This is a genomic window from Kribbella sp. NPDC050820 (assembly GCF_040653975.1).
GTDB lineage: Bacteria > Actinomycetota > Actinomycetes > Propionibacteriales > Kribbellaceae > Kribbella.
Map to the genome: position 1 here is coordinate 22,627 of NZ_JBFAHB010000031.1, position 24,766 is coordinate 47,392.

32 protein-coding genes and 2 tRNA genes are annotated in these 24,766 nt (G+C 69.2%); 18 read left to right on the forward strand and 16 right to left on the reverse strand.

Features of this window, described 5'->3' with window-relative positions; all coding sequences use genetic code 11:
* Window positions 1–77 precede the first annotated feature (77 nt).
* From AB0H36_RS24880 to AB0H36_RS24895, 4 genes are all read left to right on the forward strand, one after another.
* Window positions 78–854, forward strand: coding sequence for a DUF3566 domain-containing protein (locus AB0H36_RS24880; protein ID WP_360527842.1), 777 nt, complete (start codon window positions 78–80; stop codon window positions 852–854).
* A gap of 107 nt (window positions 855–961) precedes the next feature.
* Window positions 962–1,038, forward strand: a tRNA-Ile gene (locus AB0H36_RS24885).
* A gap of 36 nt (window positions 1,039–1,074) precedes the next feature.
* Window positions 1,075–1,203 (forward strand): DLW-39 family protein, encoded by a 129-nt coding sequence (locus AB0H36_RS24890; RefSeq protein WP_325052860.1) that lies wholly within the window; start codon window positions 1,075–1,077, stop codon window positions 1,201–1,203.
* Window positions 1,204–1,215: 12 nt separating this feature from the next.
* Window positions 1,216–1,288, forward strand: a tRNA-Ala gene (locus AB0H36_RS24895).
* A 273-nt stretch (window positions 1,289–1,561) separates the two neighbouring features.
* Here AB0H36_RS24895 and AB0H36_RS24900 read toward each other — a convergent pair.
* The 4 genes from AB0H36_RS24900 to AB0H36_RS24915 all read right to left on the reverse strand — a co-directional run bounded on the left by AB0H36_RS24900 (window position 1,562) and on the right by AB0H36_RS24915 (window position 2,758).
* Window positions 1,562–1,930, reverse strand: a complete 369-nt coding sequence (locus AB0H36_RS24900; protein ID WP_360527845.1) for an STAS/SEC14 domain-containing protein — start codon at window positions 1,928–1,930, stop codon at window positions 1,562–1,564.
* A gap of 217 nt (window positions 1,931–2,147) precedes the next feature.
* Complete coding sequence (locus tag AB0H36_RS24905) at window positions 2,148–2,396, reverse strand: TipAS antibiotic-recognition domain-containing protein (protein ID WP_360528065.1); 249 nt, start codon at window positions 2,394–2,396, stop codon at window positions 2,148–2,150.
* Complete coding sequence (locus AB0H36_RS24910; protein ID WP_360527848.1) at window positions 2,393–2,572, reverse strand: hypothetical protein; 180 nt, start codon at window positions 2,570–2,572, stop codon at window positions 2,393–2,395. Before AB0H36_RS24910 ends, AB0H36_RS24905 begins: the two co-directional genes overlap by 4 nt.
* 27 nt (window positions 2,573–2,599) lie before the next feature.
* Window positions 2,600–2,758 (reverse strand): MerR family transcriptional regulator, encoded by a 159-nt coding sequence (locus tag AB0H36_RS24915; RefSeq protein ID WP_360527851.1) that lies wholly within the window; start codon window positions 2,756–2,758, stop codon window positions 2,600–2,602.
* 204 nt (window positions 2,759–2,962) lie between these two features.
* Here AB0H36_RS24915 and AB0H36_RS24920 point away from each other — a divergent pair, with 204 nt between their 5' ends.
* Window positions 2,963–3,922, forward strand: coding sequence for an AsnC family transcriptional regulator (locus AB0H36_RS24920; RefSeq protein ID WP_360527854.1), 960 nt, complete (start codon window positions 2,963–2,965; stop codon window positions 3,920–3,922).
* Between the two features lie 10 nt (window positions 3,923–3,932).
* Window positions 3,933–4,556 (forward strand): class I SAM-dependent methyltransferase, encoded by a 624-nt coding sequence (locus tag AB0H36_RS24925; protein WP_360527857.1) that lies wholly within the window; start codon window positions 3,933–3,935, stop codon window positions 4,554–4,556.
* Window positions 4,557–4,559: 3 nt separating this feature from the next.
* Here AB0H36_RS24925 and AB0H36_RS24930 read toward each other — a convergent pair whose 3' ends face one another.
* A complete protein-coding gene (locus AB0H36_RS24930) occupies window positions 4,560–4,955 on the reverse strand; it encodes a VOC family protein (RefSeq protein WP_360527860.1) in 396 nt (131 codons plus the stop codon).
* Window positions 4,952–5,182, reverse strand: coding sequence for a hypothetical protein (locus AB0H36_RS24935; RefSeq protein WP_360527863.1), 231 nt, complete (start codon window positions 5,180–5,182; stop codon window positions 4,952–4,954). The genes AB0H36_RS24930 and AB0H36_RS24935 overlap by 4 nt, the downstream gene beginning before the upstream one ends.
* 189 nt (window positions 5,183–5,371) lie before the next feature.
* Between AB0H36_RS24935 and AB0H36_RS24940 the strand changes: the two genes are divergently transcribed.
* Complete coding sequence (locus AB0H36_RS24940) at window positions 5,372–5,827, forward strand: hypothetical protein (RefSeq protein ID WP_360527866.1); 456 nt, start codon at window positions 5,372–5,374, stop codon at window positions 5,825–5,827.
* On the opposite strand, the gene AB0H36_RS24945 is transcribed toward AB0H36_RS24940, so the two are convergent.
* Window positions 5,747–6,832, reverse strand: coding sequence for a winged helix DNA-binding domain-containing protein (locus AB0H36_RS24945; RefSeq protein WP_360527869.1), 1,086 nt, complete (start codon window positions 6,830–6,832; stop codon window positions 5,747–5,749). The two genes, AB0H36_RS24940 and AB0H36_RS24945, sit on opposite strands and share 81 nt — an antisense overlap.
* Window positions 6,833–6,913: 81 nt before the next feature.
* On the opposite strand from AB0H36_RS24945, the gene AB0H36_RS24950 reads away from it, so the two are divergent.
* The 4 genes from AB0H36_RS24950 to AB0H36_RS24965 all read left to right on the forward strand — a co-directional run bounded on the left by AB0H36_RS24950 (window position 6,914) and on the right by AB0H36_RS24965 (window position 9,908).
* Window positions 6,914–7,687 carry an LLM class flavin-dependent oxidoreductase gene (locus AB0H36_RS24950; protein WP_360527872.1) on the forward strand — a complete coding sequence of 258 codons (774 nt, stop codon included), beginning with the start codon at window positions 6,914–6,916 and terminating at the stop codon, window positions 7,685–7,687.
* A gap of 39 nt (window positions 7,688–7,726) precedes the next feature.
* Window positions 7,727–8,362 (forward strand): SDR family NAD(P)-dependent oxidoreductase, encoded by a 636-nt coding sequence (locus tag AB0H36_RS24955; RefSeq protein ID WP_360527875.1) that lies wholly within the window; start codon window positions 7,727–7,729, stop codon window positions 8,360–8,362.
* Window positions 8,363–8,428: 66 nt separating this feature from the next.
* A complete protein-coding gene (locus AB0H36_RS24960) occupies window positions 8,429–9,040 on the forward strand; it encodes an FMN-binding negative transcriptional regulator (protein ID WP_360527878.1) in 612 nt (203 codons plus the stop codon).
* A gap of 214 nt (window positions 9,041–9,254) precedes the next feature.
* Window positions 9,255–9,908: a VanZ family protein gene (locus AB0H36_RS24965; RefSeq protein WP_360527881.1), complete on the forward strand. Its 654-nt coding sequence runs from the start codon at window positions 9,255–9,257 to the stop codon at window positions 9,906–9,908.
* A 118-nt stretch (window positions 9,909–10,026) separates the two neighbouring features.
* Here AB0H36_RS24965 and AB0H36_RS24970 read toward each other — a convergent pair whose 3' ends face one another.
* The gene (locus AB0H36_RS24970; RefSeq protein ID WP_360527884.1) at window positions 10,027–10,638 is read right to left on the reverse strand and encodes a pentapeptide repeat-containing protein; all 612 of its coding nucleotides are present in this window, start codon (window positions 10,636–10,638) and stop codon (window positions 10,027–10,029) included.
* A gap of 161 nt (window positions 10,639–10,799) precedes the next feature.
* On the opposite strand from AB0H36_RS24970, the gene AB0H36_RS24975 reads away from it, so the two are divergent.
* The gene (locus AB0H36_RS24975; RefSeq protein WP_360527887.1) at window positions 10,800–11,690 is read left to right on the forward strand and encodes an NAD(P)-dependent oxidoreductase; all 891 of its coding nucleotides are present in this window, start codon (window positions 10,800–10,802) and stop codon (window positions 11,688–11,690) included.
* 11 nt (window positions 11,691–11,701) lie between these two features.
* Window positions 11,702–12,460 (forward strand): protein phosphatase 2C domain-containing protein, encoded by a 759-nt coding sequence (locus AB0H36_RS24980; RefSeq protein ID WP_360527890.1) that lies wholly within the window; start codon window positions 11,702–11,704, stop codon window positions 12,458–12,460.
* Here the strand turns inward: AB0H36_RS24980 and AB0H36_RS24985 are convergent.
* From AB0H36_RS24985 to AB0H36_RS24995, 3 genes are all read right to left on the reverse strand, one after another.
* Window positions 12,451–13,338, reverse strand: coding sequence for a DUF4328 domain-containing protein (locus AB0H36_RS24985; protein WP_360527893.1), 888 nt, complete (start codon window positions 13,336–13,338; stop codon window positions 12,451–12,453). The two genes, AB0H36_RS24980 and AB0H36_RS24985, sit on opposite strands and share 10 nt — an antisense overlap.
* A 156-nt stretch (window positions 13,339–13,494) precedes the next feature.
* Window positions 13,495–15,036 (reverse strand): glycerol-3-phosphate dehydrogenase/oxidase, encoded by a 1,542-nt coding sequence (locus AB0H36_RS24990; RefSeq protein WP_360527896.1) that lies wholly within the window; start codon window positions 15,034–15,036, stop codon window positions 13,495–13,497.
* The gene (locus AB0H36_RS24995) at window positions 15,033–15,665 is read right to left on the reverse strand and encodes a TetR/AcrR family transcriptional regulator (RefSeq protein WP_360527899.1); all 633 of its coding nucleotides are present in this window, start codon (window positions 15,663–15,665) and stop codon (window positions 15,033–15,035) included. The genes AB0H36_RS24990 and AB0H36_RS24995 overlap by 4 nt, the downstream gene beginning before the upstream one ends.
* A 118-nt stretch (window positions 15,666–15,783) precedes the next feature.
* Here AB0H36_RS24995 and AB0H36_RS25000 point away from each other — a divergent pair, with 118 nt between their 5' ends.
* From AB0H36_RS25000 to AB0H36_RS25010, 3 genes are read left to right on the forward strand one after another with little or no spacing between them, the layout of a single operon-like run.
* The gene (locus AB0H36_RS25000) at window positions 15,784–17,349 is read left to right on the forward strand and encodes an FAD-binding oxidoreductase (protein ID WP_360527902.1); all 1,566 of its coding nucleotides are present in this window, start codon (window positions 15,784–15,786) and stop codon (window positions 17,347–17,349) included.
* Window positions 17,350–17,372: 23 nt separating this feature from the next.
* Window positions 17,373–18,095, forward strand: a complete 723-nt coding sequence (locus AB0H36_RS25005) for an SDR family oxidoreductase (RefSeq protein ID WP_360527905.1) — start codon at window positions 17,373–17,375, stop codon at window positions 18,093–18,095.
* Window positions 18,092–19,123: an S-adenosylmethionine:tRNA ribosyltransferase-isomerase gene (locus tag AB0H36_RS25010; protein WP_360527908.1), complete on the forward strand. Its 1,032-nt coding sequence runs from the start codon at window positions 18,092–18,094 to the stop codon at window positions 19,121–19,123. The genes AB0H36_RS25005 and AB0H36_RS25010 overlap by 4 nt, the downstream gene beginning before the upstream one ends.
* 181 nt (window positions 19,124–19,304) lie before the next feature.
* Here the strand turns inward: AB0H36_RS25010 and AB0H36_RS25015 are convergent, their stop codons facing one another.
* The 3 genes from AB0H36_RS25015 to AB0H36_RS25025 all read right to left on the reverse strand — a co-directional run bounded on the left by AB0H36_RS25015 (window position 19,305) and on the right by AB0H36_RS25025 (window position 21,641).
* The gene (locus AB0H36_RS25015; RefSeq protein WP_360527911.1) at window positions 19,305–20,240 is read right to left on the reverse strand and encodes an aldo/keto reductase; all 936 of its coding nucleotides are present in this window, start codon (window positions 20,238–20,240) and stop codon (window positions 19,305–19,307) included.
* Between the two features lie 52 nt (window positions 20,241–20,292).
* Entirely contained in the window at window positions 20,293–21,036 is a 744-nt protein-coding gene (locus AB0H36_RS25020) for a rhomboid family intramembrane serine protease (RefSeq protein WP_360527914.1), read from the reverse strand.
* 74 nt (window positions 21,037–21,110) lie between these two features.
* Complete coding sequence (locus AB0H36_RS25025) at window positions 21,111–21,641, reverse strand: peptidylprolyl isomerase (RefSeq protein WP_360528068.1); 531 nt, start codon at window positions 21,639–21,641, stop codon at window positions 21,111–21,113.
* Window positions 21,642–21,991: 350 nt separating this feature from the next.
* On the opposite strand from AB0H36_RS25025, the gene AB0H36_RS25030 reads away from it, so the two are divergent.
* Entirely contained in the window at window positions 21,992–22,747 is a 756-nt protein-coding gene (locus tag AB0H36_RS25030) for a hypothetical protein (RefSeq protein WP_360527917.1), read from the forward strand.
* A 149-nt stretch (window positions 22,748–22,896) separates the two neighbouring features.
* On the opposite strand, the gene AB0H36_RS25035 is transcribed toward AB0H36_RS25030, so the two are convergent.
* Window positions 22,897–23,226: a hypothetical protein gene (locus AB0H36_RS25035; protein ID WP_360527920.1), complete on the reverse strand. Its 330-nt coding sequence runs from the start codon at window positions 23,224–23,226 to the stop codon at window positions 22,897–22,899.
* A gap of 206 nt (window positions 23,227–23,432) precedes the next feature.
* A complete protein-coding gene (locus tag AB0H36_RS25040; protein ID WP_360527923.1) occupies window positions 23,433–23,906 on the reverse strand; it encodes a methylated-DNA--[protein]-cysteine S-methyltransferase in 474 nt (157 codons plus the stop codon).
* A 146-nt stretch (window positions 23,907–24,052) separates the two neighbouring features.
* On the opposite strand from AB0H36_RS25040, the gene AB0H36_RS25045 reads away from it, so the two are divergent.
* On the forward strand, window positions 24,053–24,766 hold the full coding sequence (locus AB0H36_RS25045; RefSeq protein ID WP_360527926.1) for a DUF4328 domain-containing protein: 714 nt from the start codon (window positions 24,053–24,055) through the stop codon (window positions 24,764–24,766).

Below are 24,766 nucleotides of genomic sequence, written 5' to 3' on the forward strand. Positions count from 1 at the left end.
CGTCCGGTCCGTCTGGCGTTGGCTCGTCTGGACCTGGGTCGTCTGGCTCCGGCTCCGCCGGCCCGGGCTCATCTGGTTTGGGCTCGTCTGGTCGCGGTCAGTCGCCGGCCGGCCGGTCCGGTACGCCGCAGTCCGCGCCGGTGCGGCCGCCGCAGCAGCCGCCGGTTCGTCCGGCCTCCCGTCCGGCCAATCCGGGTCAGGTCACGCCGAGCCCGAGTACGCCGGGGCGTCCCGAGCCGTGGTCCGCTCCCGCCGCTGGTGCGCCGGCGGCTGGTGCTTCGTCGTACGGAGTGACCGGGAAGGACGGCGCGAAGCCGGCCAGCATCGGCGACCGGGTCAGCGCGGCCCGGCAGGCGGTGCTGGACAAGGCCGGCGCGGTCAAGGACGCGAAGCCGGACAAGCACGAGAAGGCGGAGCACAAGGCTGCGAAGGCCGAGAGGGCGCCGAAGACCTCGAGCCGGCCGCAGACCTCGAGTCGGCCGCAGACCCGCAAGGCGCGGCTGCGGATGTCGCGGATCGACCCGTGGTCGGTGATGAAGACGTCGTTCCTGCTGGCGATCGCGTTCGGCATCGTCACCTGGGTCGCGGTCTTCATCGTCTGGTCCGCGATCGGTGCGGCCGGTGTGTTCGACAACATCAACAACACCGTCACCGAGGTGCTGGGGACGCCGGCGGCCGAGCCGTTCCGGATCGAGAACTACATCAACACCGGCAAGGTGATGGGATTCACCACGCTGCTCGCGTGCGCGGACGTCCTCATCATCACCGCGCTCGCGACGCTCGGGTCCTTCCTCTACAACATCGCCGCCACCCTGCTGGGCGGCCTCGAAGTCACGCTGGCATCGGAGGACTGACAGGCATTCGCGGTCTCCGGCCGGGCCCGTCCGCGGCCTGGCCGGAACCGGTTTGGGAGTAGGGCACTTGGTGCGGTAATCTCTCCCGGGTTCGACCCCCGCAACGCGGGCCTATAGCTCAGACGGTTAGAGCGCTGCCCTGATAAGGCAGAGGTCACTGGTTCAAGTCCAGTTAGGCCCACCATCACGATCGTGAACCCCGATCCGAGGAGTCCCGGTGCTGAAGAAGATCCTGCTGGTGCTGGTGGCCAGCATCGGTGGATACTTCGCGTACAAGAAGACCCAGCAGTCCCGCGCCGAGAAGGACCTCTGGGCCGAGGCCGTCGACCCGGTCACCCCGGGCCGCTGACCAAACCCCCACGGGGGCGTAGCTCAACTGGCAGAGCACTGCCTTTGCAAGGCAGGGGTTAGGGGTTCAAGTCCCCTCGTCTCCACAATTTCCTCCCCACGCGGCGCCGCGCCGCGGACTGTGGTCGACCCACGCGTCCGCTACGCCCGCTCCTTCGTCGCGTGCTCGCCGGCCGCTCCCACCCACCCTCGGGTTGCGCGCTGCCGCGCGCCCTCTGCGTGCTGTCGCCCGCCCGCGAACTTGCGGGCTTTCGCCCGCGGTCGACCGCCCCATGGTCCCGCGAGCTCGCCTGCCGTGACCCACACGTGGATCGTGCGAGGCTCGACGACTGCCTCCAGGCTGTCCCGAGGCTCATCGTTCACGGAGAGCCTGCCGCCCATTCGGCTGCCTGGTCTCGCTGGTCAAGATCGAAGACCCGAGCCTCGCCGGGCACGGCCCATGCGAAGAAGCGCAAACCGTCCCGCATCCATCGGATATCGGTCACGAGTGCGATCCGCTCCCACGCGTTCCAATCGCGGATGCCGAGCTTGAGGTCTTCCCACAGGGCGCCGGGCTCCATGCCGGAGAAGGGACCAGCGAAGACCAGCACGACACGGATCTTGCTACCGTCGGCCGACGCGGCCTCGAGCGCCGGGGCCAGAACCTGGGCGTAGTCCGACGTACTGAGTTCGCCGCCGGCCTCGAAGCCGAGGACACCGGCGGGCATGCCATCGAGAGCGCGGATCATCAGGCCTCCTCGGGAGTAGACTCGCCTGCCTCATCCGACGGCATTGTCTCGTGACGCAACGGCGCCGGAACAGAGCAGCCGCCGTCTCTGATTGAACGGCAATGGGTCCTGAGCGCGAGTACGCCCTGCGGCGCACCGTCTCACATCAAAGGGCCGGAGGGCGCCGCAGCTTGGCGGAGAGCAATCCCCTGCGAGCGACTGCCGCGGACCTGATGGTTCACGATGGCCGGCCGAAGCCGACGGCGAAGGCGCGTTTGATGTAGTCCCACGCTTCGGCGCTGACGACGCCGAGGGTCGCGGCTTCCGGTCCTTTGCCGTCCAACTTGGCGTACATGGCGGCAAGGACGCGTCTGTCACCCCCGGTCATCTCGTCCATCAGATCAGTCCAGCGCTGAGCGAGCGCCTGCACGGCCGGGTCGCTCGGGTCCGTTCCCCGCGCGACGTGAGCTTGCGCCTCCTCGTTCAGCTTCGCTTCGAGGGATCCCGAGCCTGTTGCATGGCGCGGAGGATCGCTTCGAGTCGCCGACGGAGATGCTGCTGCGCGCTGATCCGCTGACTGACCTGGTCGAGCTGACGCTGTACGGGCAACCGGAGGTCATCGACGGCATGGTCCAGAGACCCGGCGACCTCGTTCAGAGGCATCCCGAGATCACGAAGCGCGAGCACCTGCTACAGCCGTCGGACATCCTCGCTCGTACAGAGCCGGTGTCCCGCTGCCGAATGCTCGGCGGGGCACACCAAACCGATCTCGTCGAAGTGGTGCAGGGTGCGCATGGTGACGGCCGCCGCTGCCGCCAGTTCGCCGACCTTCCACCGCCGATCGTCCATGTGATCACCCACGACCGACGCTAATCTCTCACGCCGCGTGAGGCGCAACTCCGCCCGCGATCGTTGGATGAGGCTCCGGGACTGGCCATCGGTCGGGCCGCCTCACTCTTCCGCCGAACCAGCCGCAAGGACAGAACCCCAAATCCACGGGTTGTGCACACCTGTGGATAGTGCTGGGGATATCTAGCGCGATAGAGTCGACTTGTGGCCCAATCCGTCACCTTGGACGAGATCGATCGCGGGCTGGTGCACTCGCTGCGGATCGATGGGCGGGTGCCGTTCAGTGCTGTCGCGGGGGTGCTCGGGATTTCGGAGCACACGGTGGCTCGTCGGTACCGGCGGTTGCAGGCGGGCGGCGTACTGCGGGTGGTCGGCATCACCGACGGAGTTCGGCTCGGGTATCGGTGGTGGACGGTCCGGATTCGCTGTACGCCGGATGTCGCCGAGCCGATCGCGGACGCCCTGGCCCAGCGGGCGGACACGTTCTGGGTCCAGGTGCTGTCAGGCGGGACCGAGGTCAGCTGCGACTGTCAGCCGTCGAGCGACGATGAGGTGCTGATCGGGGAGCTGCAATGGAGTCGCGGCGTACTCGGGGTGACTGCTCACGAGCTCCTGCCGACCGGTCGCCCGCCGAGTTGGGGCGCGATCGAGATCCTCGACGCGGACCGGCAGGCACGGCTGCGCCGGCGGCCGGGGCCGGAGTTGCTGGATGCCGCGGTGGTTCTCGATACGCGGGATCGGCGGCTGCTCGAGGTCCTCGGAGTCGACGGCCGGGCGCCGTACGCCGAACTCGTCCGAGCGACCGGGTGGTCGCAGTCGACCGTTGCGCGGCGGCTGGACTACCTCCGCCGTACCGGGGTGTTGAGGTTCGATGTGGAAGTCCCGCCGGCGGCGCTCGGATACCGGGCCGAGGCTCGGCTGTGGATAACTGCTCAGCCGGCGGCGTTCGTCGCTGACGCGCTGGCCGCGCATCCGGAGATCTCGTTCGTCGCGGTCACCACCGGGCCGACGAACGTCGTCGCGCACGCGATCTGCCGCGACTCAGCGCACCTCTACGCCTACCTCACGGACCACGTGTCCCCGCTGGCCGGCGTACACACCGTCGAGACTGCCCCGGTGCTCCGCGTCGTCAAGGGCTTTCGCGGGGCGGGTCTCGAAGGGTAGGACTTTACGTATGTCGGATCCGGTGCCTGCCTTCGCGCGCGACGACGGTACGGCGGCCTACTACGAGCGGCGGGCCGGGGAGTACGACGAGTGGTACCTCGGGCTCGGTCAGTTCGCGGGGCGGAATCCGCCGGGGTGGGCTGAGGACGTCGACCGGTTGGTCGAGGTGATCCGTGCGTTGCCGGCGGCGCGGACGCTTGATGTTGCCTGTGGCACCGGGTTTCTCACGCAGCACCTGCGCGGGATGACGGTCGGGCTGGATCGGAGTCGGGCGATGCTCGAGGTCGCCAGGCCGCGGGTGCCGCGGGGTGTCGTGGGTGATGCGCTGCGGTTGCCGGTGGGCGCCCGGGCCTTTGATCGGGTGCTGACCGGGCACTTCTACGGGCACCTGCCGCCGGATGAGCGGGAGGTGTTCCTGGCCGAGGTACGGCGGGTGGCCGCCGAGCTGGTCGTGGTCGACACCGCGATCCGGCCGGGGGTCGGGCCGGAGCAGTGGATGGATCGGACGCTGAACGACGGGTCCCGGCACCGGATCTACAAGCGCTACCTGACCGGACAGCAGCTCGCCGGGGAGATCGGTGGCGAGGTCCTCTACGAGGGCCGCAGCTTCGTCGCGGCCCGCGCCACCTGGTGAGCCTCAGTTCAGACAGAGGCAGAAGGGGTGGCCGTCGGGGTCGAGCATCACGCGGTGTTCGTCGGGCCGTGGTTGGACGGGGGCGAGGGTGGCGCCGCATTCGAGAGCCCAGGTGACCGCAGCGTCCAGGTCGTCGACGCCGAGGTCGAGGTGCATGGTCGACGTCTGATCTCCAGCGACTGCCGGCCACTGTGGGCGCCGGTAATTGGCCTCGTAGTCGAAGTTCAGCGCCGGCTCGGCGACCCCCTCGGGCGGGCAGACCAGGGCGTACCCGGCTTCCGGCGGCTCGCCCGGCCGCGGTTCCTCCTCCCGGAGGTACGGCCAGTTCAGCAGTCGCGAGTAGAACCGGGCCAGTTCCCGCGGCCGGCTGGACATGATCGTGAGCGCACCGAGTCTCATAGGCAGAACGCGTCCGCGTAGCACTGGGACGTGGACTCGCTGGGTCGCAGGTGGATCGCGCCGATGTCCACGGCCCGCCGGACCGCGCGCTGGGCGCCGTCCGGGAAGCGGTAGTCGAAGTGGATCTGGTCCGGGCAGTCCGGGTCGGGGAACCGCGTCGGCCGGACAGACGCGTGCTGGAACGCCAGGTTCGGCAGGTCATCATCGTCGTCCAGGTCGAACACCACTCGCTCAACCCCACGAATGCGCCGGTTGCTTCGGTGTCCGGTACGACGATGTCGAAAAGCAGGTGCTGTGGATACTCCGGATCCGGCCACCGCGGAGGCCGCTGGACCGCCATAGACCGTCATCGCACCACTGTCACGAAGCAGATGAGTCACACGACCTCCCCAGCCGGCCCGCCTATCCTTCCCCCGATGCACGACAACAGTCCACCCCGCCGACGGCCTTTCCCGCTGTCGAGCGAGGTGCCGCCCGAGCTGTACGACGTCATCCTCGACTTCCACTGGGATCCCGAGCTGCTGTGGAAGCTGGACCTTCCAGTCGTCGAGCTCCACGTCGCCGAGTTGGCGTGGCACCTGGAGCTTCCGTTCTGGACACATCAGGGCAGAGCGTTTCGCATCAGCCCGATGCAGGTTGCTGCCGACCCGGAGACCTACCGAGACCAGTACGCGCGGACGATGGCCGCTGACCTGCGCTACCCGATCGACGTCGTACGGCGGCCCGACGGTCGCATCTCCGTTCTCGACGGCGTCCACCGCCTTCTCCGGGCACACCTCGAACGGCAGCAGTTAGTGCGCGCCCGAGTTCTCGAGTGGGAGGAACTCGATGCGATTGCTGCTGGTCGGGTGGGTGAAGGTCAGGAGGCGTAAAGCTTCGGACTCGATGGCTTCCTGGTTGGTTAGGGGGCGGAGGGGGTGGATTTGTAGGACGGTGGTGTTGGGGGTGGATTGGGTGGTCCAGGTGGCGGCGACGGTGCCGTTGAGGAGGAGGGTGGGGGCTACGCCGGCGCCTATGCAGACCTGGGATCGGATCTCGTTGGTCATGATGCGGGTGCGGTCGGCGTGGGCGAGGAGGGTCGCGTCGAACGAGGGCAGGAATCTGATGGGTGCCTCGATGTCCTCGGGAGGCAGTGGGGCATCGGGGAGGTCGTACAGTTCGCGCCCGGACTCGTCGGCGTACACCTGCAGCGAAGGCCGCAGGTCGGCGAACACCTCGCGCAGCCCGCTCACCCCGGACCACGTTCGCGCGTCCGCAACGGTCGCCGGCCCGAAGGCGGCCAGGTAGCGCAAGACCATCCGGCGCACGTCCGCGATCCCGATCGGCCCGAGCGCGAACGGCGTTGCGCCGTACACGTTCCACGTCCCGCTCGGCGCCGGATGGATGAGAGGCTGCAGGTACTGCGCTGTCCAGCCGAGTGCTGTCGGTTCGTCGACCGGCCAGCGTTCGGCGAGCAGTCGGCCCAACTCCGGCCGAGTCATCGTCCGCCCATCGGCAAGCAGTTCTCGCACCACAACAACCAACGCGTCGAGATCGACTCCGGCAGTACGGCGGCCGAACGCGTTGCGCTGCACGCGGCGCAACAACGGCGCCAGCGCCGGCCGCACGAAGCAGAAGTCGTCCACCGACATCAAGTGCTGAGTAGCCCGCATCATCGTCGACCGCACCAGCGACCCATCCTCGATCGCCGCAGTCAGGCTGGGAATCGTGAAGGACTCGAGTCGGGTCCACAGCGCCAGGTACGGATCATTCGGGTTCTGCGCGTTCAGCCCGAACACCCGCTCGACCGCCGCCACCACAGGCAGGTCGACGCGCTCGAGCAACAGTTGCCGCTCGAGCAGCGCACGTCCAAGGGCCCGTGGGCTCAACACCTTCACGCCGACGACCCTAGGGCGAATGGCGGACACCATGAGTCCTCGAGCGGAACAACTCGGCAACGAACCGGGTTGAGGGTGAGCATGACAGTTGAGATCGGAGTGATCCTGCCGACGTCGACGCCGGACCCATCGAAGCCGATTCTCGGGGACGTCCGGGAGAGTGCGCGGTTCGCGGAGGAGATCGGGCTGGACTCGGTGTGGTCGACGGATCATCTGATCGCGAGCGCGCCGATGCTGGAGAGCTCGGTGGTGCTGGCGACCGCGGCGGCGGTGACCGAGCGGATCACGGTCGGGTTCAACGTGATGCTGCTGGCACTGCGACCGGTCGCCTGGGCGGCGAAGCAGGTGAGCACGCTGCAACTCGTGTCCGGCAACCGCCTCGTCCTCGGAGTCGGCACCGGCAACCTCGCGCACGGCGACATCGGCTGGCGGGCGGCGGGCGTGTCCTTCGCCGACCGTGGCAGGCTGACGGACGAGGCCCTCGCCGTACTGCCGGAGCTGATCGCCGGGAAGCCGGCAACGCTGAAGGACGGCGTGGAGGCAACGATCGCACCCGGTGCGCCCGTCCCGCCGATCGTTGTCGCAGGCAACGGGAAGGCGGCCTTCCGGCGAGCGGCCAGGTACGGCGACGGCTGGGCGACGATCGCGATGTCGCCCGACGAGGTCAAAACCGCCCTCGACCAGATCAACGGGCTGCACGACCGGGCGCCGATCAAGGCAACCGTCGTCGCGCCGCAGCTGGACTCGCCCGAGCAACTCGAGGCGTACGAGGCCGCCGGCACCGAGCGGGTGATCCTCGCACCGACCGGCGACTGGCGCCGCGACTACGAGTCGGCCGCCAAACTCAAGAACTGACTTGACTCTGACATTGATGTGAGGTTTTAAGGTTCCGGCATGGCAGCAGCTGTGGTGGTAGGAGCAGGGCCTGGGATCGGCGCGGCGGTGGCGCGGCGGTTTGCACGGGCAGGGTTGAGTGTCGGGCTGATCGCCCGGTCGGAAGCGACCGTGAAGTCGGTCGCGGACGGGATCACCGGTGACGTACTCGCGCTGACGGCCGACAGCACGGACGAGGTGGGCCTGCGTGCGGCGCTCGACCGAGTCGTCGAGCAGTACGGCGTACCGGAGGTGGTCGTCTACAACGCGGCGATCATCCAGCCGGACGCCGTCGGCGACCTGACCGCGCAGCTGCATCTGGACGCGTGGGCGGTCAACGTGGTCGGGGCGATCACCACGGCGGCGCACGTCGTACCGGCGATGGTTGAGCGCGGCAGCGGGTCGTTCATCATCACCGGCGGGATGCCCGAGCCGAAGCCGGGCTATGCGAGTCTGTCGCTCGGCAAGGCCGGCGTACGGACGCTGGTGACACTGCTCGACCAGCAGTACGGCGACTCCGGCATCCACGCTGCGAGCGTGACGGTCGGCGGTGCAGTCGCTCCGGGTACGGCGTACGACCCGGACGACATCGCGGAGCACTACTGGCGCCTCCACACGCAGCCGCGCGACCAGTGGGAGCACGAAGTCAGTCACTGAGTGGACTGACGAAGCCTGCGCGGATTGGATCTATCGGCCGATGCGCGCGTCGGTGAGGCTGGTGCCGTGTACGTTCCGAAGCACTTCGCTGCCGATGACGAGGCGGTCCACGAGCTGCTGACCCACCACGGGGCAGCCGACCTGGTGACGATGACGCCGGACGGGCTGGTGGCCACGATGCTGCCGTTCGTCTATGACCGCTCAAGGAACGTGCTGCTCGGGCACCTTGCCCGCAACAACGATCACTGGCAGCAGTACGTGATCGGTGAGGCGATGGTGATCATGCGCGGCCCGGACGCGTACGTCTCGCCGGCCTGGTACGCCTCCAAGCGCGAGCACGGCCGGGTCGTCCCGACGTGGAACTACGTGACGGCGCACGTCTACGGGAAGCTGACCGTGCACGACGACCCGGCCTGGGTCGAGGACGTCGTACGGCGGCTGTCGGACCACCACGAAGCCGGCCGAGCCGAGCCGTGGTCTGTGGATGACGCACCGGAGAAGTTCGTCGCCGGGCAGTTGCGCGCGATCGTCGGTGTGGAGCTCGCGATCAGCCGGATCGAGGCGAAGGTCAAGCTCAGCCAGAACCGGCCGGACGCCGACATCGACGGCGTGATCGACGGCCTCCGCGCATCCGGCGACGAGGAGTCCGCGGCCGCGGTCGCACGGAACCGCCGCTAGCGCCTCGGTGCAGGCTGCAGCAAATGATCGTTGCCTTAGGCATGGGTCTTTGGTGACATTTTGTGCTCGGATTGTCACGGATTGTTTGCGGGTGCGTGCAGATGTCCGGACAAGCCTGGCGACTGTGGGAGCGGTCGGCTGATCGTCTTGTCAGGAAGCGAATTCGGCGAGGAAGACAGCTGTCGGCCGGTCGACCACGGGAGGCTTCGGACGCGTGCTCGAGACCTATCGCGGCATCCCCCATCTGCTGGACACCTGGCTCGTGCTGACCGGAATGGCGCTGCCGATCGCGCTGTCGAAGCTGCGGCGGCCGGGTGACCTGGTCCCCCGGTTGGCGGCGTTCTGCCTGCCCGGCGCCCTCGCGCTGGTGCTCGCGGCCACGCTCAGCCCGACTGCGCACAACCTCGGCCAGATCGGCCAGTGCGGCACCTACCTGACCACCACCGGCGGCCTGACCTCGATCCAGGGCCTGCTCAACGTGCTGCTGTTCGTCCCGGCCGCCGGGATGCTGACGCTGGCCAGCGGCCGGCCGGGCGACGGGATCGCCGCCGGCATCGGGATGTCCGCCTCGGTCGAGGCCATCCAGGCCTTGGTCCCGCAACTCGGCCGCTCCTGCCAACTCCATGACCTGGTCGCCAACACCCTCGGCGCCTTCGCCGGCGTCGGCCTGGCCGCCGGCCTGCAGACCCTGATCCGCGACCGCCGCCTGGTCGCCGTCCCGTACGTCGTCGAGCACTCGGCGATGCTCGTGGTCCGCGGGCGGCCCCCGGCCCGGCACCGTCGCGAACTGGTCCGTTGGCCGCTTCCAGTGCCCGTCCCGGTCACCAAGCCGGCGAACGGCCTCCGTCAGATCGCTCGGGCGCGGTGAGATTCTCACAGAGCGAGTACGAAGTTATCCGGATAGTTATCCACAGGCTGTGGATGAAACGGGGGATGCCAACACGATCACACGGAGATATCCACAGGCTCAGGAGCTGTCTGCTGACCTAAGGCCGTACATCGAGGCCGAGCGACGTGGCGATGACCATCGCCTGGGTGATGTCGACCCGGGCGGTCTTCAGCTCAACCGTGAGTGGGTCGAGGGTGGAGAGGTCTGAGCCACGGAGATCGGCCGCAGTGAAGTCGGCCCGGTGCAGCGACGCGCCGGACAGGTCGAGATCACGCAGCACCGCCTTGGCCGCTCGGACGCCGGTCAGGTCCGCCTCCCGGAACTTCACCCCGGTGAACTCGGTCCCGCGCAGGTCCGCGCCCGGGAGCCCGGTGAACGACCAGTCGCCGCCTGACACCTTCAGCAGGTTGTAGGTGCAGTCGTCGAAGAAGCTGCCGACGAACTTGCACCGGGTGAACGTGGTGTCGAACAGCGAGCAGCGGACGAACGTGCAGTTCACGAACGCGGCGTCGGTGTGCGTCGACGCGTTGAACCGGACTCCGCGGAACGTGCACTCCTCGAAGACCCCGCCGCGGTTGTCCACCTCGGTCAGGTCGGAGTCGATGAACAGCACCCGGCGGTAGGTCTCGCCGGACGGGTCCGCGTCATCCCAGTCGCGGATCGTCGACTCGGTCGGCGCCGGCGGCCGCCCGTCCACTCGGTCTGGCATCGCGCTCCCCTGTCAGTGAGGTGTCCCCTGTCGCTGAGACGTCCCGGCCAGCCTGTCACGCCGTACCGACACAGTGCCGCAAGTCGGCGGCTGGTGCATTTGTGATGGGTACGACGGAGAACGGAAGGCGGACCGACAAGTACGGACCGCACGATGGAGGAGTGACCGGAACTGAGCGGGTGATGGTGTTCGGCGCGGGAGGCTTCCTCGGCGCCAGGATCTGCGCTTTGCTCGCCGACCGCGGCATCGAGTACCGCGGCCTGAGCCGGAGCCGGGGTGAGCCGCACCGGCTGTGCGACCTGGCCGCGATGCACCCGTACGCGCTGGACACCCAGATCGGCATGTACAAACCGACCGTCGTCATCAACGCGGCCGGCGCCACGCTGGGCGACTCCGCGACCCTGGTCCGGGCCAACGTGATCGCGGTCGAGGCCCTGCTCGCCTCGGCCCGGGACCACGCCAGCCATGCCCGTTTCGTCCACCTCGGCTCGGCCGCCGAGTACGGCGGTGCACCGCAAGGCACCAGCCAGGACGAACAGACCGAACCCTGCCCGGCCGGTCCGTACGGCCTCACCAAGCTGGCCGGCTCGGAGCTCGTGCTCCGCGCCCAGCGCAACGGCGCCGACGCGGTCGTCCTGCGGGTGTTCGACGTGATCGGTCCGGACGCGCCGGAGAGCACGCTGACCGGCCGGGTGATCCGGGACCTGCGGTCCAGGCACACGATCGAGGCCGGGTCGCTCGACGTCTGGCGCGACTTCGTCGACGTCCGCGATGTCGCCGAAGCGGTGGTCGCGGTGGCGCTTGCCGATGCCAAGCCGCCGCCGGTCCTGAACGTCGGCACCGGACGGGCGAGTCTGGCGCGCGACGTCGCCGGTCAGCTGTTCGAACTGAGTGGACAGCCGGCCAAGATCGTCGAGGAGGCCAGACCGGACACGATTCGCGGCGCGACCTGGCAGCAGGCGGACACTGCGCTGATCGGCAAGCAGCTCGGCTGGTCCCCGAAGATCTCCCTCGAGCAGTCCCTCGCCGACAGCTGGGCCGCGCGACCGTAGAGACTGGGCAGGTGCAGATCCGCTCGTTCACCCAGCCCGCGCCCGACCGTCGACCGCCGGCGGTGAACGAGGATCTCGTCCTGACCGGACCCGACTTCGTGGTCGTCCTCGACGGTGCCACCGCACCGCGAGGCGTCGACTCCGGCTGCCGGCACACGGTGGCCTGGCTGGTCGGTCAGCTGGGCGCTCAGCTCGTCGTACCTCTGCTGTCTCGCTCGACTGCGCCGCTGCCGGACCTGCTTGCCGAGGCGATCGCGGCGGTCTGCGCCGGCCACGCCGACAGCTGTGACCTCGACAATCCGGACAGCCCGTCGTCCACAGTCGCGATGGTGCGGGTGGGCGCGGACACCGTCGAACACCTCGTCCTGGCTGACTCGCCCGTGGTGATGAGGTCGGCCGGCGGACAGGTGTCCGTGCACAGCGACGACCGAATCGATCTGTTGCCCGAGTACACGCTCGACGCGGTCCGACGGCTGCGAAACCAGCCGGGCGGCTTCTGGGTCGCGAGCACCCAGCCCAAGGCTGCCTACGAGGCGGTCGCCGGTACGACGGACCGCGCCGACGTCGAGGTGATCGCCGTACTGTCCGACGGTGCGGCTCGGTACGTCGAACGCTACGGCCACACCTGGGACGACCTGCTCAACGTTCTCAGCGCGGACGGACCCCGCGAACTCGCCGAGCGGGTCTGGGCCTACGACGAAAAGGCGCCGGCGGCGAGCTTCCGCGGCAAGCGGTACGACGACGCGACCGCCGTCCTCGCCTACCCCTGATGCGGGCGGTACGACGGGAACGTCGGGCCGGGCTGGCTGTAGCGCGGCGCGTACTGCGGCGGCTCGGGTGGCGCAACAGTCGGCGGCGGCATCGTCGACTGGTCGTGCTGCCAGCGCGTGACGCGAAGCAGAAGCAGGGAGGCGGCGACAGCGGCCGCGATCAGGAGCACGGTTGCCACAGTGAAGGCGATGTTGACGCTCAGCGCGACCCGGACCATGAAGTCCTGCAGGTCGTAGATGTCGACGTAGTCGCCGGTCTGGTCCGCAGTGTCGGCCGCGTCGACCAGGCGCACGATCCAGACGATGAACGCGATGACCGCGAACCCGCTACCGCCGACCACGATCACCCAGAACCCGGTCCACGTCGCCCACCAGCCGTAGAGCAGCGCCCGAATCGGGCCGCGGCGGGACACCCCGTGCTCCGACGGCGGCTCGCTCGCGGCGGTGACTTCCTGGACGATCTGCAGCGGGTACCAGAACTGCACGACCGGGCAGAACCACGACCCGACGACCCAGCCGTTCGCATGCCGGTGCAGCTGCCCCTGCTGCTCGCGGGCCCGCGGGGCGAACGGTGAGTGCAGGAAGTCCGCGTTCTCCCGCGCCTGCCACAGCCAGATCAGGAACGCGATCGCCGTCCCCATCAGCAGGTAGCTGACCAGGTTGAGCAGCGGCCCGGTGCCCGCGATCGAGCTGACCGCGCGGTCGAGCTCCTCCTCGGAGAGCAACCCGTACACGAACCGCTTGACCTCGTCGTACGAGCTCCACATCAGCGCGGTCTGGATCACCGCGCCGACCGCGGTCAGGCCCATCAGCGCGATGCTGACCAGCGCGATCTTCCGCAACGGCCGGTACCGCGGCGGCACGGGCTGACTCGGCACAGGTTGATACGGCCCTGGTCGATGCGGCACCGGATACGGCTGCCGGAACGGCTGCGGACCACCAGGCCGCGGGTACGGCTGCGTCACCTCTTCACCCCCTCGCAGCCAAGTTAACCCAGCCCTGGGAGCGTTCAACCCGTTATCCACAGGCCGAGGTCAGACGCCGGCGAACGCCTCCCGGACGGCGGGCATCGCCAGCTCGCGGTCCGCCGCCGACAACCCGATCCGCGTCCGCCGATCCAGGACGTCGTCCGCGGTCAGCGCACCCTCATGCCGTACGGCGAACAGCAGCTCCGCAAACGTGGTCTGCAACCGCGGCGCGATCGGCTCCAGCAACGACGGCGCTCCCGCGATCACGTCCGGCGCCTCCACGCCGTACCGCTGGACGAACCGCGACGGCGCCCGCACGGCAGCCAACCGCACGCGGTCGGCCGCGCCCACGAGCGGAATCCGGTGCGTCAAGCACGGGCGTCGTACCGAGAGCGTGGACTGCTGCAGCGCCTTGTCGAGCGTGTCCTGCGCCATCCGCCGGTACGTCGTCAGCTTCCCGCCGACGATCGTCACCAGCCCGTCGGCGCTCGTGATCACCGCGTGCCGACGGGAGATGTCCGCGGTCTTGTCCTCGCCCTTGTGGTGACCGGTGTCGAGCAGTGGCCGCAGGCCGGCGTACGTCCCCAGCAGGTCGGACCGCGTCAGCGGCACCTGCACTGCCGAGCTGATTGTGGACAGCAGGAAGTCGATCTCGGCATCGGTCGCGTGCGGCACGTCGCTGACCGGTCCGGGGGCCTCCTCGTCGGTCAGCCCGACGTACACCCGGTCGTCCGGCGCCGGGATCGCCATCACGACGCGCCGCAGCTGACCGGGCACCGGAACGGTCAGTACGGCGGACAGCCCGCCGAAGGCCGACTGCGGCAGGACCAGATGGGTCCCCCGACTCGGCCGGAGCTTGATCTCCGAGGCAACCTGGTCGGCCCAGATCCCGGCCGCGTTGATCACGACCGACGCGTCGATCTGCAGCCGCTGTCCGGTCAGTTGGTCGACCAGTACGGCGCCTCGCCCGGTGACGTCGGTGGCTGCGACCCGGGTCAGCACGCGAGCGCCGTACTGCGCTGCGGTCCGCGCGATCGCGACCACCAGGCGGGCGTCGTCGTACAACTGCCCGTCCCAGGTCAGGAAGCCGCCGCGCATGCCGTCCGGACGCAGCGTCGGCGCGTAGCGGAGGATCTCGGCCGAGCTGACCCGGCGCGAGTGCGGCAGGTAGTCGTCGCTGGTCCGCGCGAACGTGCGGAGGACGTCGCCGCCGAGGAACGCGCCCCGCAGCAGCGCGGCCTGCGCCAACCTTGCCTGTGGCAACCACGGAGCGACCTGCGGCACCGGGTGGACCAGGTGGGGCGCGGTCGTTTTCATCAGGATGCCGCGCTCGACCGCGCTCTCGTACGCGATGCCGACGTGGCCGGAGGCCAGGTACCGCAGCCCGCCGTGCACCAGCTTCGAGCTCCACCGGCTGGTGCCGAACGCGAGGTCGTGCTTCTCCACCAGGGCAACGGTCAGGCCGCGCGCGGCCGCGTCCAGGGCAACACCTGCACCGGTGACTCCGCCGCCGATGACCAGCACGTCGACCTTGCCGACCGTGTCCAGCCACTCCAGCTCGCGGGTCCGGCGCGCCGCGTTCAGGCTGGCGTTGCCCACGCTGATCATGGCGTCAGATACCTGGTGAGCATCACCCGCAGCTCGTCATCGAGATGCGGGTACTCGTCCTTGGAGGCCATCACCGGCCCGGACACGGCCGAGGCCAGCGAGACGAGAATGATCTGCCGGGCGAGCCAGACCGGGTCGCCGGACCGGATCGAGCCGTCGGTCTGGCCGGCCTTGATGCCCTCCTCGACCAGCGCGAGGTGCGCGACCGTGCTGCTGCCGCGGCGCTCCAGCAGGTACGGCGTGAGGAACTCCGGGTCGAGCTCGATGATCTTGCGCATCAGCGGGTGCACGCGGGTCTTGGCGACCACCTCGACCACGCCCTCGACCAGCCGGGACCGGCCGTCCACCGCGTCCGGCTGGAACGCGGACATCAGCGCGGTGGTCCACTCCCGGGTCATCAGCGCGGCGACCACGGCCTGCACGTTCGGCCAGCGCCGGTAGAGGGTCGCGCGGGAGACCTCGGCGTGCCGGGCGATGTCGGCCATCGTCATCCGGCGCATCCCGATCGCGAGCAGCAGCTCGTAGGACGCGTCCAGGATCCGCTCCTCGCCGATCGCGTTGGCGGGCGTTGGACGCGTACTGGTCTCGGACGCTGTTTCCTGAGCCGACTCGCTGCTACGCTGAGACATCACACGTCAGAGTGTATCAGCGACTGTGGCGTCCGGGAACTGTCCGTGGCAGGTGGGAGCCAGGGGGTCGCACCTGCCACGGACGCTACCCCTCCAGCCCAGCGATCGGGAGATCAGAATGACCGAGTCGGACCTGCCGGTGGTGCATCTCACGCCGGGCCGCTGGGGCGACCCCGACCACCGCGTCGAGCTCCCGGCTGCGGCCGTCGACGCGCTGAAGCATCTCGGCGTACGGCGACCCGCTTCGGCACCCGTGGATCCGGAATGCCGGCCCGGCCTGACGACCGGGCAACTGCACTTCCTGGCCACGATCGTCGGCGAAGATCACGTCACGACCGACCTGGACTCCCGCTGGGCGCACACTCGCGGCTACTCGACTCCGGACCTGCTCAGGCATCGCGCGGGCGACACCACCGACATGCCCGACGCTGTCGTCTACCCCGGCTCGCACGACGAGGTGCAGGCCCTGCTCGCCGCCTGCTCCGAGGAAGACTTGGCCGTCGTCCCCTACTCAGGTGGTACGTCGGTCGTCGGCGGCCTGGCTGCCGACCGGAGCTTCATCACGGTCGACCTGCGCCGCCTCGACCAACTCGTGGCGATCGACGAGATCTCGCGTACGGCGACCTTGCAGGCAGGCGTCCGTGGTCCGGCCGCGGAGGCGCTGCTGGCCGAGCGCGGGTACACGCTCGGGCATTTTCCACAGTCCTACGAGGGCGCGTCGATCGGTGGGTACGCGGCCGCGCGGTCGAGTGGGCAGTCGTCGGCGGGCTACGGGCGGTTCGACCAGATGGTGGTCGGGCTGACGCTCGCGACTCCGCGCGGGACCGTGGAGCTCGGCCGGGCGCCGATGTCCGCGGCCGGTCCAGACCTGCGGCAGTTGGTGCTCGGGTCGGAAGGCGCGTTCGGGATCATCACGTCGGTCGTCGTACGGATCCGGCCGCGGCCGGCCGAGCGGCACTTCGAGGGCTGGCGGTTCGAGAACTTCGAGGCCGGGCTGGCTGCGATCCGGCGGCTGGCGCAGGACGGGCCGTTGCCGACCGTGCTGCGGTTGTCGGACGAGGCGGAGACTGCGGTGAACCTCGCCGATCCGGATGTCCTGGGTGGCGGGTCGGGCGGCGTACTCGCGATCGTCGGGTTCGATGGGCCGTACAACGCGGCGACGGCTGAGGCGCTGACCGCGGCCGGTGGCCAGAACTTGGGTGAAGGTCCGGGGGAGACCTGGCGCGTGGGGCGGTACCGGGCGCCGTACCTGCGGGATCCGTTGCTGGACGAGGGCGCGCTGGTGGAGACGCTCGAGACGGCGGCGTTCTGGTCGAAGCTGCCGGGGCTGAAGGCTGCGGTGACCGAGGCGCTGGTGAAGTCGCTGACCGAGCAAGGCACGCCGCCGCTCGTGCTCTGCCATGTGTCGCATGTCTACGAGACCGGTGCGTCGCTGTACTTCACGGTGATCTCGGCGCAGACAGACGATCCGGTCGCGCAGTGGCGTACGGCGAAGGCCGCCGCCAGCCAGGCGATCGCAGCGGCCGGCGGCACGATCAGTCATCACCACGGCGTCGGCACCGACCATCGGACTGCCTATGCGGAGGAGATCGGACCGCTCGCAGTCGAAGCTTTGCAGGCGGTCAAAAGGGTGCTCGACCCGGACAACGTGATGAATCCGGGGATTCTCTTGACCTCAAGTTGACTTGAAGTATGACGGTTGGTGGCATGACTCCTGAAGCATCCAACCGTCCTGTCGCTCTCATCACCGGCGCGTCCGCCGGTCTCGGGCTGGCGCTCGCGCACGGGCTGGCCGACCGCGGGTGGGCCCTGGTGATCGACGCCCGCGGCGCCGACGCCCTCAAGGACGCCGCCGACGCGCTGGCCGGCCGCACCGACGTCGTACCGCTGGCCGGCGACGTCACCGATCCCGAGCACCGTGCCGATCTGGTCGACGCGGTGATCGAGCTCGGCGGCCGACTCGACCTGCTGGTCAACAACGCGAGCTACCTCGGCCCGAGTCCGCTGCAGCCGCTCGGACAGGCCGACCTCAACGAGCTGCGACGCGTGTACGAGGTCGACGTGATCGCACCGATCGCACTCACCCAGGCACTGCTCCCTGAACTCACCGCAGCATCCGGTGTGCTGCTCAACATCAGCTCCGACGCGGCAGTCGAGGCGTACGAAGGCTGGGGCGGCTACGGCTCCGCGAAGGCCGCTCTCGACCACGCCACCGCAGTCCTGGCCGCCGAGCACCCGTCGCTGGCCGTCTACGCCGTCGACCCGGGTGACCTTCGTACGGCGATGCACCAGGCTGCGTTCCCGGGTGAGGACATCTCGGACCGGCCCGAGCCGGCGACCGTCGTACCGGCGTTCCTGCAGCTGCTCGACAGCCGTCCCAAGAGTGGCCGGTACCGAGCGGCCGAGTTCGCGCCGGCGGTGACGTCGTGAGGGTGCACCCCCACACGAGGTTCGTCCTGCCCGACTCGCTGAACGCCACCGAACCACCCGAGGCGAGAGGTCTGTCCCGGGACCAGGTGAAGCTGCTGGTCGCGGAGGGGTCGACCGTCACGCACACCCGGTTCGACCGGATCGGTGAGCACCTGCGACCCGGTGACCTCCTGCTGGTGAACACGTCCGGCACGCTGCCCGCCGCAGTCGACGGCTCGTGGATCACCGGCTCTGGTGTGGCGCCTGTCGTGGTTCACTTCTCCACTGCACTCGACGACGGCACCTGGGTCGTCGAGCTGCGCAACGGCGGCGCACCGATGTTCGGCGGCACGTCCGGCGACCAGGTGGAGCTGCCGGAGGGCGTGCTGACGTTGCTGGCGCCGTACCAGCCGGACTCCACGCGGCTGTGGCGAGCCAAGCCGCCAGTACCCGACGCGGTGGGCTATCTGCAGCGGCACGGCCGGCCGATCACCTACAAGTACGTCGGCCGGCGTTGGCCGCTTGCGTCGTACCAGACTGTCTTCGCACGCGAGCCTGGAAGCGCGGAGATGCCCAGTGCGGCGCGGCCGTTCAGCTTCGAGCTGGTCAGTCACCTCGCGTCGGAAGGCGTACTGATCGCGCCGATCCTGCTGCACTGCGGTGTGTCCTCGCTGGACAGCCACGAACCACCGTTGCCCGAGCGGTACGACGTGCCGGCGCACACGGCCCGGTTGGTGAACTGGGTGAAGGCCAACGGCGGCCGGGTGATCGCAGTGGGGACCACCGCAGTGCGAGCAGTCGAGTCAGCGGTCGCCGCCGACGGCACGGTCATTGCCTCGCACGGCTGGACCGACCTTGTCCTCGGCCCGGACCACCCGGTCCGCGTCGTCGACGGCCTCGTCACCGGTATGCACGCGCCCGAAGCCTCGCACCTGCTCCTGCTGGAGTCGGTCGTAGGCGGCGACACCGTCCAACGCGCCTACGATGCGGCCCTCAACCGGAGCTACCTCTGGCACGAGTTCGGCGACACCTGCCTGCTGCTGCGCTGACGAGCAGTGGTGGTGCTCGTTGCCTGGCCGTGCTCGCTTGTCTACCGCACGTGGACTCATCGGGATGTCCTTACCAAGTTGGTCCCCCGTCGGGACGTCACCTGGTACGACGAGCGGTGGGCGCGGTGGTGATGGGCGTTCACCGAAACGATCAGGAATTGTGGCCTAGGCCATTTAAGATTCAACGGGCGTCGATGTGCTCGGGGTCGAGCAGGTCGGGGGTGATGAAGCTGTGCGGGAAGCCGAGCTCGAACGCGGTCGCGGACTCCAGGCGTCGTACGGCGTCCGCGGGCAGGGCGAGGTCGATCGCGGCCAGGTTGTCCGCCAGTTGCTCGACCGAGCTCGCCCCGGCCAACGGGTGGACGGCGCGCGAGTGCACTCGGGTCCACGCAAGCGCCACCTGTGACGGCGTGACGTCCAACTCCTTCGCGACCTCTTGTACTGCGGCCAGCACAGCCCGCTCGCGCTCGTCGGCATCGGGGCCGGCGGGTTTGGCGAGCTTGCCGTGGGCAAGAGGCGCCCAGGCGGCGACGGTCATGCCGAACGCTTCCGCCATCGGCAGCAGTTCGCGCTCGATGTCGCGTTGCAGCAGGCTGTACGGCACCTGCAGCCCGGCGAACCCGGACCAGTCCCGCCACTCGGCCAGCGTGTTGCCGCGAGCAACTAGCCAGGCGGGTGCGTCGGAGATCCCGGCGTACAGGATCTTGCCGGCCCGGACCGCGTCGTCGAGTGCGCGCAGCGTCTCCTCGATCGGGGTGTGCCGCTCCCAGTAGTGCACCCAGTAGACGTCGAGGTAGTCGGTGCGCAGCCGGCGCAGGCTGGACTCGAGCGCGAGCCGGAGGTTCTTCCGGTGGTTGCCAGTGGCATTGATGTCGGTCCGGTCCCGGGACAGCGTGTACTTCGAGGCGAGCACGAAGCGGTCCCGGCGGCCGGCCAGGATCTCGCCGACGATGTCCTCGCTCGCGCCGTACGCGTCGGCGGTGTCGATCATGTTCCCGCCCGCGTCGGCGTACCGGTCGACGATCGGCCGGGCCTGGTCGACGGAGTGGAACCGCATCGCGCCGAGGAAGAGCTCGGACACGCGCAGACCGGTAGGCCCGAACAGCCGGTACCGCATCAGCCGACACACCCGTACAGAAAGGAGTCCACGCCGGTGATCTCGTCGGGGGTCATGTCCGGGCTTTGTTCTTGCGGCGGCGCTTGGTGTCTTGGAGGAAGAGCCAGGCGACGGCTGCGCCGACGACGAAGCCGCCGAGGTGGCCTTGCCAGGAGATGTTCGGCAGCAGGACCGAGATGACTGCGGTGACGGCGACGTACCCGAGGATCCAGGTGACGTCCATGCCGCGGGCGCGGCTGATCACCAGCAGCGCGCCGACCAGGCCGAGGACGGCGCCGGACGCGCCGAGGGTCGCCGACACCGGAGCGGCGAGGAACCAGACCGCGACGCTGCCGCCGAGCGCGGACAGCACGTACAGCAGGATGAACCGGGTCCGGCCGAGCATCTGCTCCAGCGGCGGACCGACCTGGTAAAGCATGAACAGGTTCGCGAAGATGTGGAAGATCTGCACGTGGGTGAAGGCCGACGTGAGCAGCCGCCACGGCTCCGACTCCACGAGCACCGGGACCATCACCAGGTCGTTGACGATCCGGCTGCTGCCCGCGCGCACCGCGATGAACACCAGGATGTTGATCGCCAGGATCGTGATCGTGACGACCTGCGGGTTCCCGCGCTGGATGCCGCCCAGCGACGTCCGGGTCCGCGGCACCGACTTCACGCCGTCGGCGAAGCAGTTCGGGCACTGGAAACCGACCGCGGCGCTCTTCATGCACTCCGGGCAGATCGGCTTGTCACAGCGCTGGCACCGAACCCCGGCGGGCCGATCCGGGTGCCGGTAGCAGACGGTCTCGGTCACGACGGGCGGTCCTTCCCCAGAGTGTCGGCGCGGGCCGGGCTGTGCTGGCACACGGCCCGGCCCGCAGAGAAGAATCAGGCGTTGCGGCGCTCGACGACAACGGCGTTGATCACGATCGGCTCGATCGGCCGGTCGCCCGGCGCGGTCTTCGCGGTCGCGATCGCGTCGACGACCTTCTTCGACTCGTCGTCGACGACCTCGCCGAAGATCGTGTGCTTGCGGTTCAGGTGCGGGGTCGGGACCACGGTGACGAAGAACTGGGAGCCGTTCGTGCCCTTGCCGAACTGGATGCCGGCGTTCGCCATCGCCAGCAGGTACGGGCGGTCGAACTTGAGCTCCGGGTGGATCTCGTCGTCGAAGGCGTAGCCCGGGCTGCCGGTGCCGGTGCCGAGCGGGCAGCCGCCCTGGATCATGAAGCCGTCGATCACCCGGTGGAAGGTCAGGCCGTCGTAGAACTTGGCGTTGCTCGGCTGACCGGTCTGCGGGTCCGTCCACTCCTTGGTGCCCTCGGCCAGGCCGACGAAGTTGCTCACCGTCTTCGGCGCGTGATCGGGGAACAGCCTGATGACGACGTCACCCTTCGTCGTCTGCAGGGTCGCGTACAGCTCTTCGGCCACGGGAGTCACTCCTATTCGTTACGGCTTACGTCATCGATCCTGTCATGCGCCCCCAAGCAAACCCCCACCGACCGCCCGAAAAGCACGACCATCCACTCCGCTCTGAGGCTCGAGGGTCAGGGGGCCTGGGGTTGCGGTGGGGGTGGGTGGGCACCGGGGGCTCAGTGGGATGGATCGTTACAAGCTGCCTGGCTGGATGCTCGGGAGCGGGTTTGTCGGCTGGGTACGTCGTACGATGCAGACGAAGCCGGATTTGTCCAGAGTCGTATCAGTTGCGTCCATACCGCCGATGGGCCAGATGGCTGCCCACCGAGGCGGGCGGCACCGAGGAGGGAACCGTGGGTTTGTCGAAGTCCAAGGGCCGGGTCGAGACCGCGAAGGATCGGGTCCGGCCGCTTGCCGAGTCCGCGTCGGAGAAGATCGGTCCGGCTGTGGGCACCGCACGGGAGAAGGTGTCGCCGTACGCCGAGAAGGCCGTCGAGCGCGGCGCGCACTACGCCGGAGTCGCGGTGGAGAAGGCGAGCCCGGTGATCGACGACGCGCTGGCCAAGGTCGGCCCGGCCACCGAGCACGCGGCCGAGAAGGCCCGCGAGCGGTTCAACGATGACGTGCTGCCGAAGGTGACCGCGGCGCTCGCGTCGCTGGCGGCCGCCGCCGAGCCGGTCGTCGAGGAGACCTCGCGCCGGGGCAGGGCCACCAAGGCCGCGCTCAAGGGTGAGCTCGACGTACCGAGGAAGAAGAGCCACCGCCTCCGCAAGGTCGTGCTGTTCCTGGGCTTCGGCGCCCTGGCCGCGGCGGCCGTGAAGAAGCTGCTGACCCCGCCGGAGCCGGCCTGGCAGTCGACCCCGACCAGCGGCCGCGACTACAGCTCCGCCCCGGCCGGTACGACGTCGCGCCCGAGCGAGACCCGGACCGAGTCGAAGCCGGACGCCAAGGCCGAGTCGAACGGCAAGACCGACGCCCCGAAGGCGGAGTCGGCCACGACCGAGACCGCCAAGGAGGACGCGGACGCCGAGGTGAACGCGGCCGCCAACGGCGCCGCGAAGAAGACCACCCCGCGGAAGACGAGCAACCCGAAGCCGTCCGACACCTGACCGGACAGCAGCATCCGGCCGCCGGGTGACCGGCGACTGCATGTTCCGACCACCGCAACGGCGAAGGCCGCGACCCCCGGAAGGGGGTTCGCGGCCTTCGTTTTGCCTTCGACGTCGCCTTGCGCGAACGACGCCGGACGAGAATCGGCTCAGTTCAGGTTCTGCTGGGTGTTCTCATCGTCTTCGGGCTGCGGCTTGGCGATCGTGTAGCGGCCTGCCGACAGCAGTTGGGTGGCGTACCGGTGCGTGATGCACGGGTAGGTGCCGCCGCAGTGCTGGCAGACGGCGTCGTTGCGGTGCAGCCAGGGAACGATCTTGAACCGCTTGACCCAGGTCAGCGGCTCGCGGTCGGGTGCGTGCAGTTTCAGGGCCGAGCGGGCAGCACTCTGGATCTCGGGTGCGGACCAGTCCTCGGCGCTCTTGTCCATCAGGGCGCTCAGGTCGGGGTGGAGGTGTGCGGTCGAGTGAGTTCTGTTCATTTATGCGTCTTCCGGGGGGCAGGGAGGTACGCGGGCCAAAACGCCACAGGTGAAGCGCCCGCTTCAAACGTGACGATGTGATCGCTGTTAGCGACCTTAGCCCGCCAGTAGCCCACCGGACGGCTTCGCACGCGTCGCCCGGTGTCAGATCTTCGTCAGGTTTCACAGCGTGCTGGTGGGGACACCTTTTCGCTTCCGGACGCGCATCAGCTCCAGAGCGTCTCGAGCGTGATCCGCGCCTCGAGCTCGAGCAGGTGCCGTTTCAGCGGGATGCCGCCGCCGAAGCCGACCATCTTGCCGCCGGCGCCGACGACCCGGTGGCAGGGCACCACGACCGCGATCGGGTTCCGGTTGCAGGCGGTGCCGACGGCCCGGGCCGCGCCCGCGTCCCCGACGATCTTCGCGACCTCGCCGTACGTCTGCATCTCGCCGTACGGGATCCGGCTCAGCTGGGCCCAGACGGCGCGCTCGAACTCGGAGCCGCCGCGCACCGACAGCGGGACGGTGAACTCCTTGAGCTCGCCGGCGAAGTACGCCTTCAGCTGCTCGGCGGTCTCGGTCAGCAGCGGGTCCGGCTCCAGGTGCCGGTCGACCCGCCCGAAGTTCAGCCGGCACAGCCCGGCGTCGTCGACGGCCAGGGACAGGTCGCCGATGGGTGAGTCGATGACGGACCAGCGCATACCCTCATCCTGCCGCCCCGCACCGACACTTTCTGGCCGTTTCGCGACATCGACCGCGGCCGACACCAAGCTAGGGCGTCGGACACGCCCTCCTCCAGCACCTGTTGTTCTCGCCTGGTCACGCCGTGTTGTGCTATTTGTGACACATGTCGACCCAGCCGCTGGACCGCTGGTTCAGCTCCGAGCGGGCGATGGGCCTGGCCGCGTCGATCCTGATCGGGGTCGTCACCGTGTCGACCTGGGCGACCGCATGGTCCGACTGGTACTCGTACCAGACGGTGAAGCAGTACGGCGACGACCCGGACCAGTTGGCCGAGGCGGACCTGATCTCCGGCTCGCTCGGGATCGTTGCCGCGCTCGCCCTGCTGGCGGCCGCGGCGGTGTTCGTCGTGTGGCTGTGGCGGGTCCGGTGGAACGCGGAGATGTTCTGCCGCGGCGAGCACCGGTTCACCCGCGGCTGGGTGCTCGGCAGCTGGATCTGCCCGGTGGTGAACCTCTGGTACCCCAAGCAGGTGGTCGACGACATCGTCGCCGCCAGCGACCCGCGGACGCCGCCGCACACCGCGACCTTGCGCGGCATCCCGGGCACCCGGCTGGTCTGGGCCTGGTGGCTCACCTGGGTGGTCGGCCTGGTCACCGGCAACATCGTCCAGCGCGGGGTGATCGGCGGTGCGACCGAGCTCCCCGACCTGCGGACGAACGTCGTACTGTCCACGATCTCGGCGTTGTTCACCACCGCGGCGGCCGTGCTGGCGGTGATCCTGATCCAGCGGATCGACGAGCTGCAGACGAACCGGGCCTGGGTGCCGTGGTGGTCGATCGGCGAGTCGCAGCCCGGCTTCCAACCCCCTGCGAGGTAA

Bases quoted from the DNA above. Each gene is read 5' to 3' on its own strand.
- AB0H36_RS25040 (WP_360527923.1), bottom strand. From the start codon at position 23,906: ATGCGCTGGTCCGTCATCGACTCACCCATCGGCGACCTGTCCCTGGCC.
- AB0H36_RS24915 (WP_360527851.1), bottom strand. From the start codon at position 2,758: ATGGACGATCGGCGGTGGAAGGTCGGCGAACTGGCGGCAGCGGCGGCC.
- AB0H36_RS25000 (WP_360527902.1), top strand. From the start codon at position 15,784: ATGACCGAGTCGGACCTGCCGGTGGTGCATCTCACGCCGGGCCGCTGG.
- AB0H36_RS24940 (WP_360527866.1), top strand. From the start codon at position 5,372: ATGCACGACAACAGTCCACCCCGCCGACGGCCTTTCCCGCTGTCGAGC.
- AB0H36_RS24990 (WP_360527896.1), bottom strand. From the start codon at position 15,036: ATGATCAGCGTGGGCAACGCCAGCCTGAACGCGGCGCGCCGGACCCGC.
- AB0H36_RS25035 (WP_360527920.1), bottom strand. From the start codon at position 23,226: ATGAACAGAACTCACTCGACCGCACACCTCCACCCCGACCTGAGCGCC.
- AB0H36_RS25045 (WP_360527926.1), top strand. From the start codon at position 24,053: ATGTCGACCCAGCCGCTGGACCGCTGGTTCAGCTCCGAGCGGGCGATG.
- AB0H36_RS24970 (WP_360527884.1), bottom strand. From the start codon at position 10,638: ATGCCAGACCGAGTGGACGGGCGGCCGCCGGCGCCGACCGAGTCGACG.
- AB0H36_RS24910 (WP_360527848.1), bottom strand. From the start codon at position 2,572: ATGCCTCTGAACGAGGTCGCCGGGTCTCTGGACCATGCCGTCGATGAC.
- AB0H36_RS25015 (WP_360527911.1), bottom strand. From the start codon at position 20,240: ATGCGGTACCGGCTGTTCGGGCCTACCGGTCTGCGCGTGTCCGAGCTC.
- AB0H36_RS24925 (WP_360527857.1), top strand. From the start codon at position 3,933: ATGTCGGATCCGGTGCCTGCCTTCGCGCGCGACGACGGTACGGCGGCC.
- AB0H36_RS25005 (WP_360527905.1), top strand. From the start codon at position 17,373: ATGACTCCTGAAGCATCCAACCGTCCTGTCGCTCTCATCACCGGCGCG.
- AB0H36_RS24955 (WP_360527875.1), top strand. From the start codon at position 7,727: ATGGCAGCAGCTGTGGTGGTAGGAGCAGGGCCTGGGATCGGCGCGGCG.
- AB0H36_RS24930 (WP_360527860.1), bottom strand. From the start codon at position 4,955: ATGAGACTCGGTGCGCTCACGATCATGTCCAGCCGGCCGCGGGAACTG.
- AB0H36_RS24950 (WP_360527872.1), top strand. From the start codon at position 6,914: ATGACAGTTGAGATCGGAGTGATCCTGCCGACGTCGACGCCGGACCCA.
- AB0H36_RS24995 (WP_360527899.1), bottom strand. From the start codon at position 15,665: ATGTCTCAGCGTAGCAGCGAGTCGGCTCAGGAAACAGCGTCCGAGACC.
- AB0H36_RS24900 (WP_360527845.1), bottom strand. From the start codon at position 1,930: ATGATCCGCGCTCTCGATGGCATGCCCGCCGGTGTCCTCGGCTTCGAG.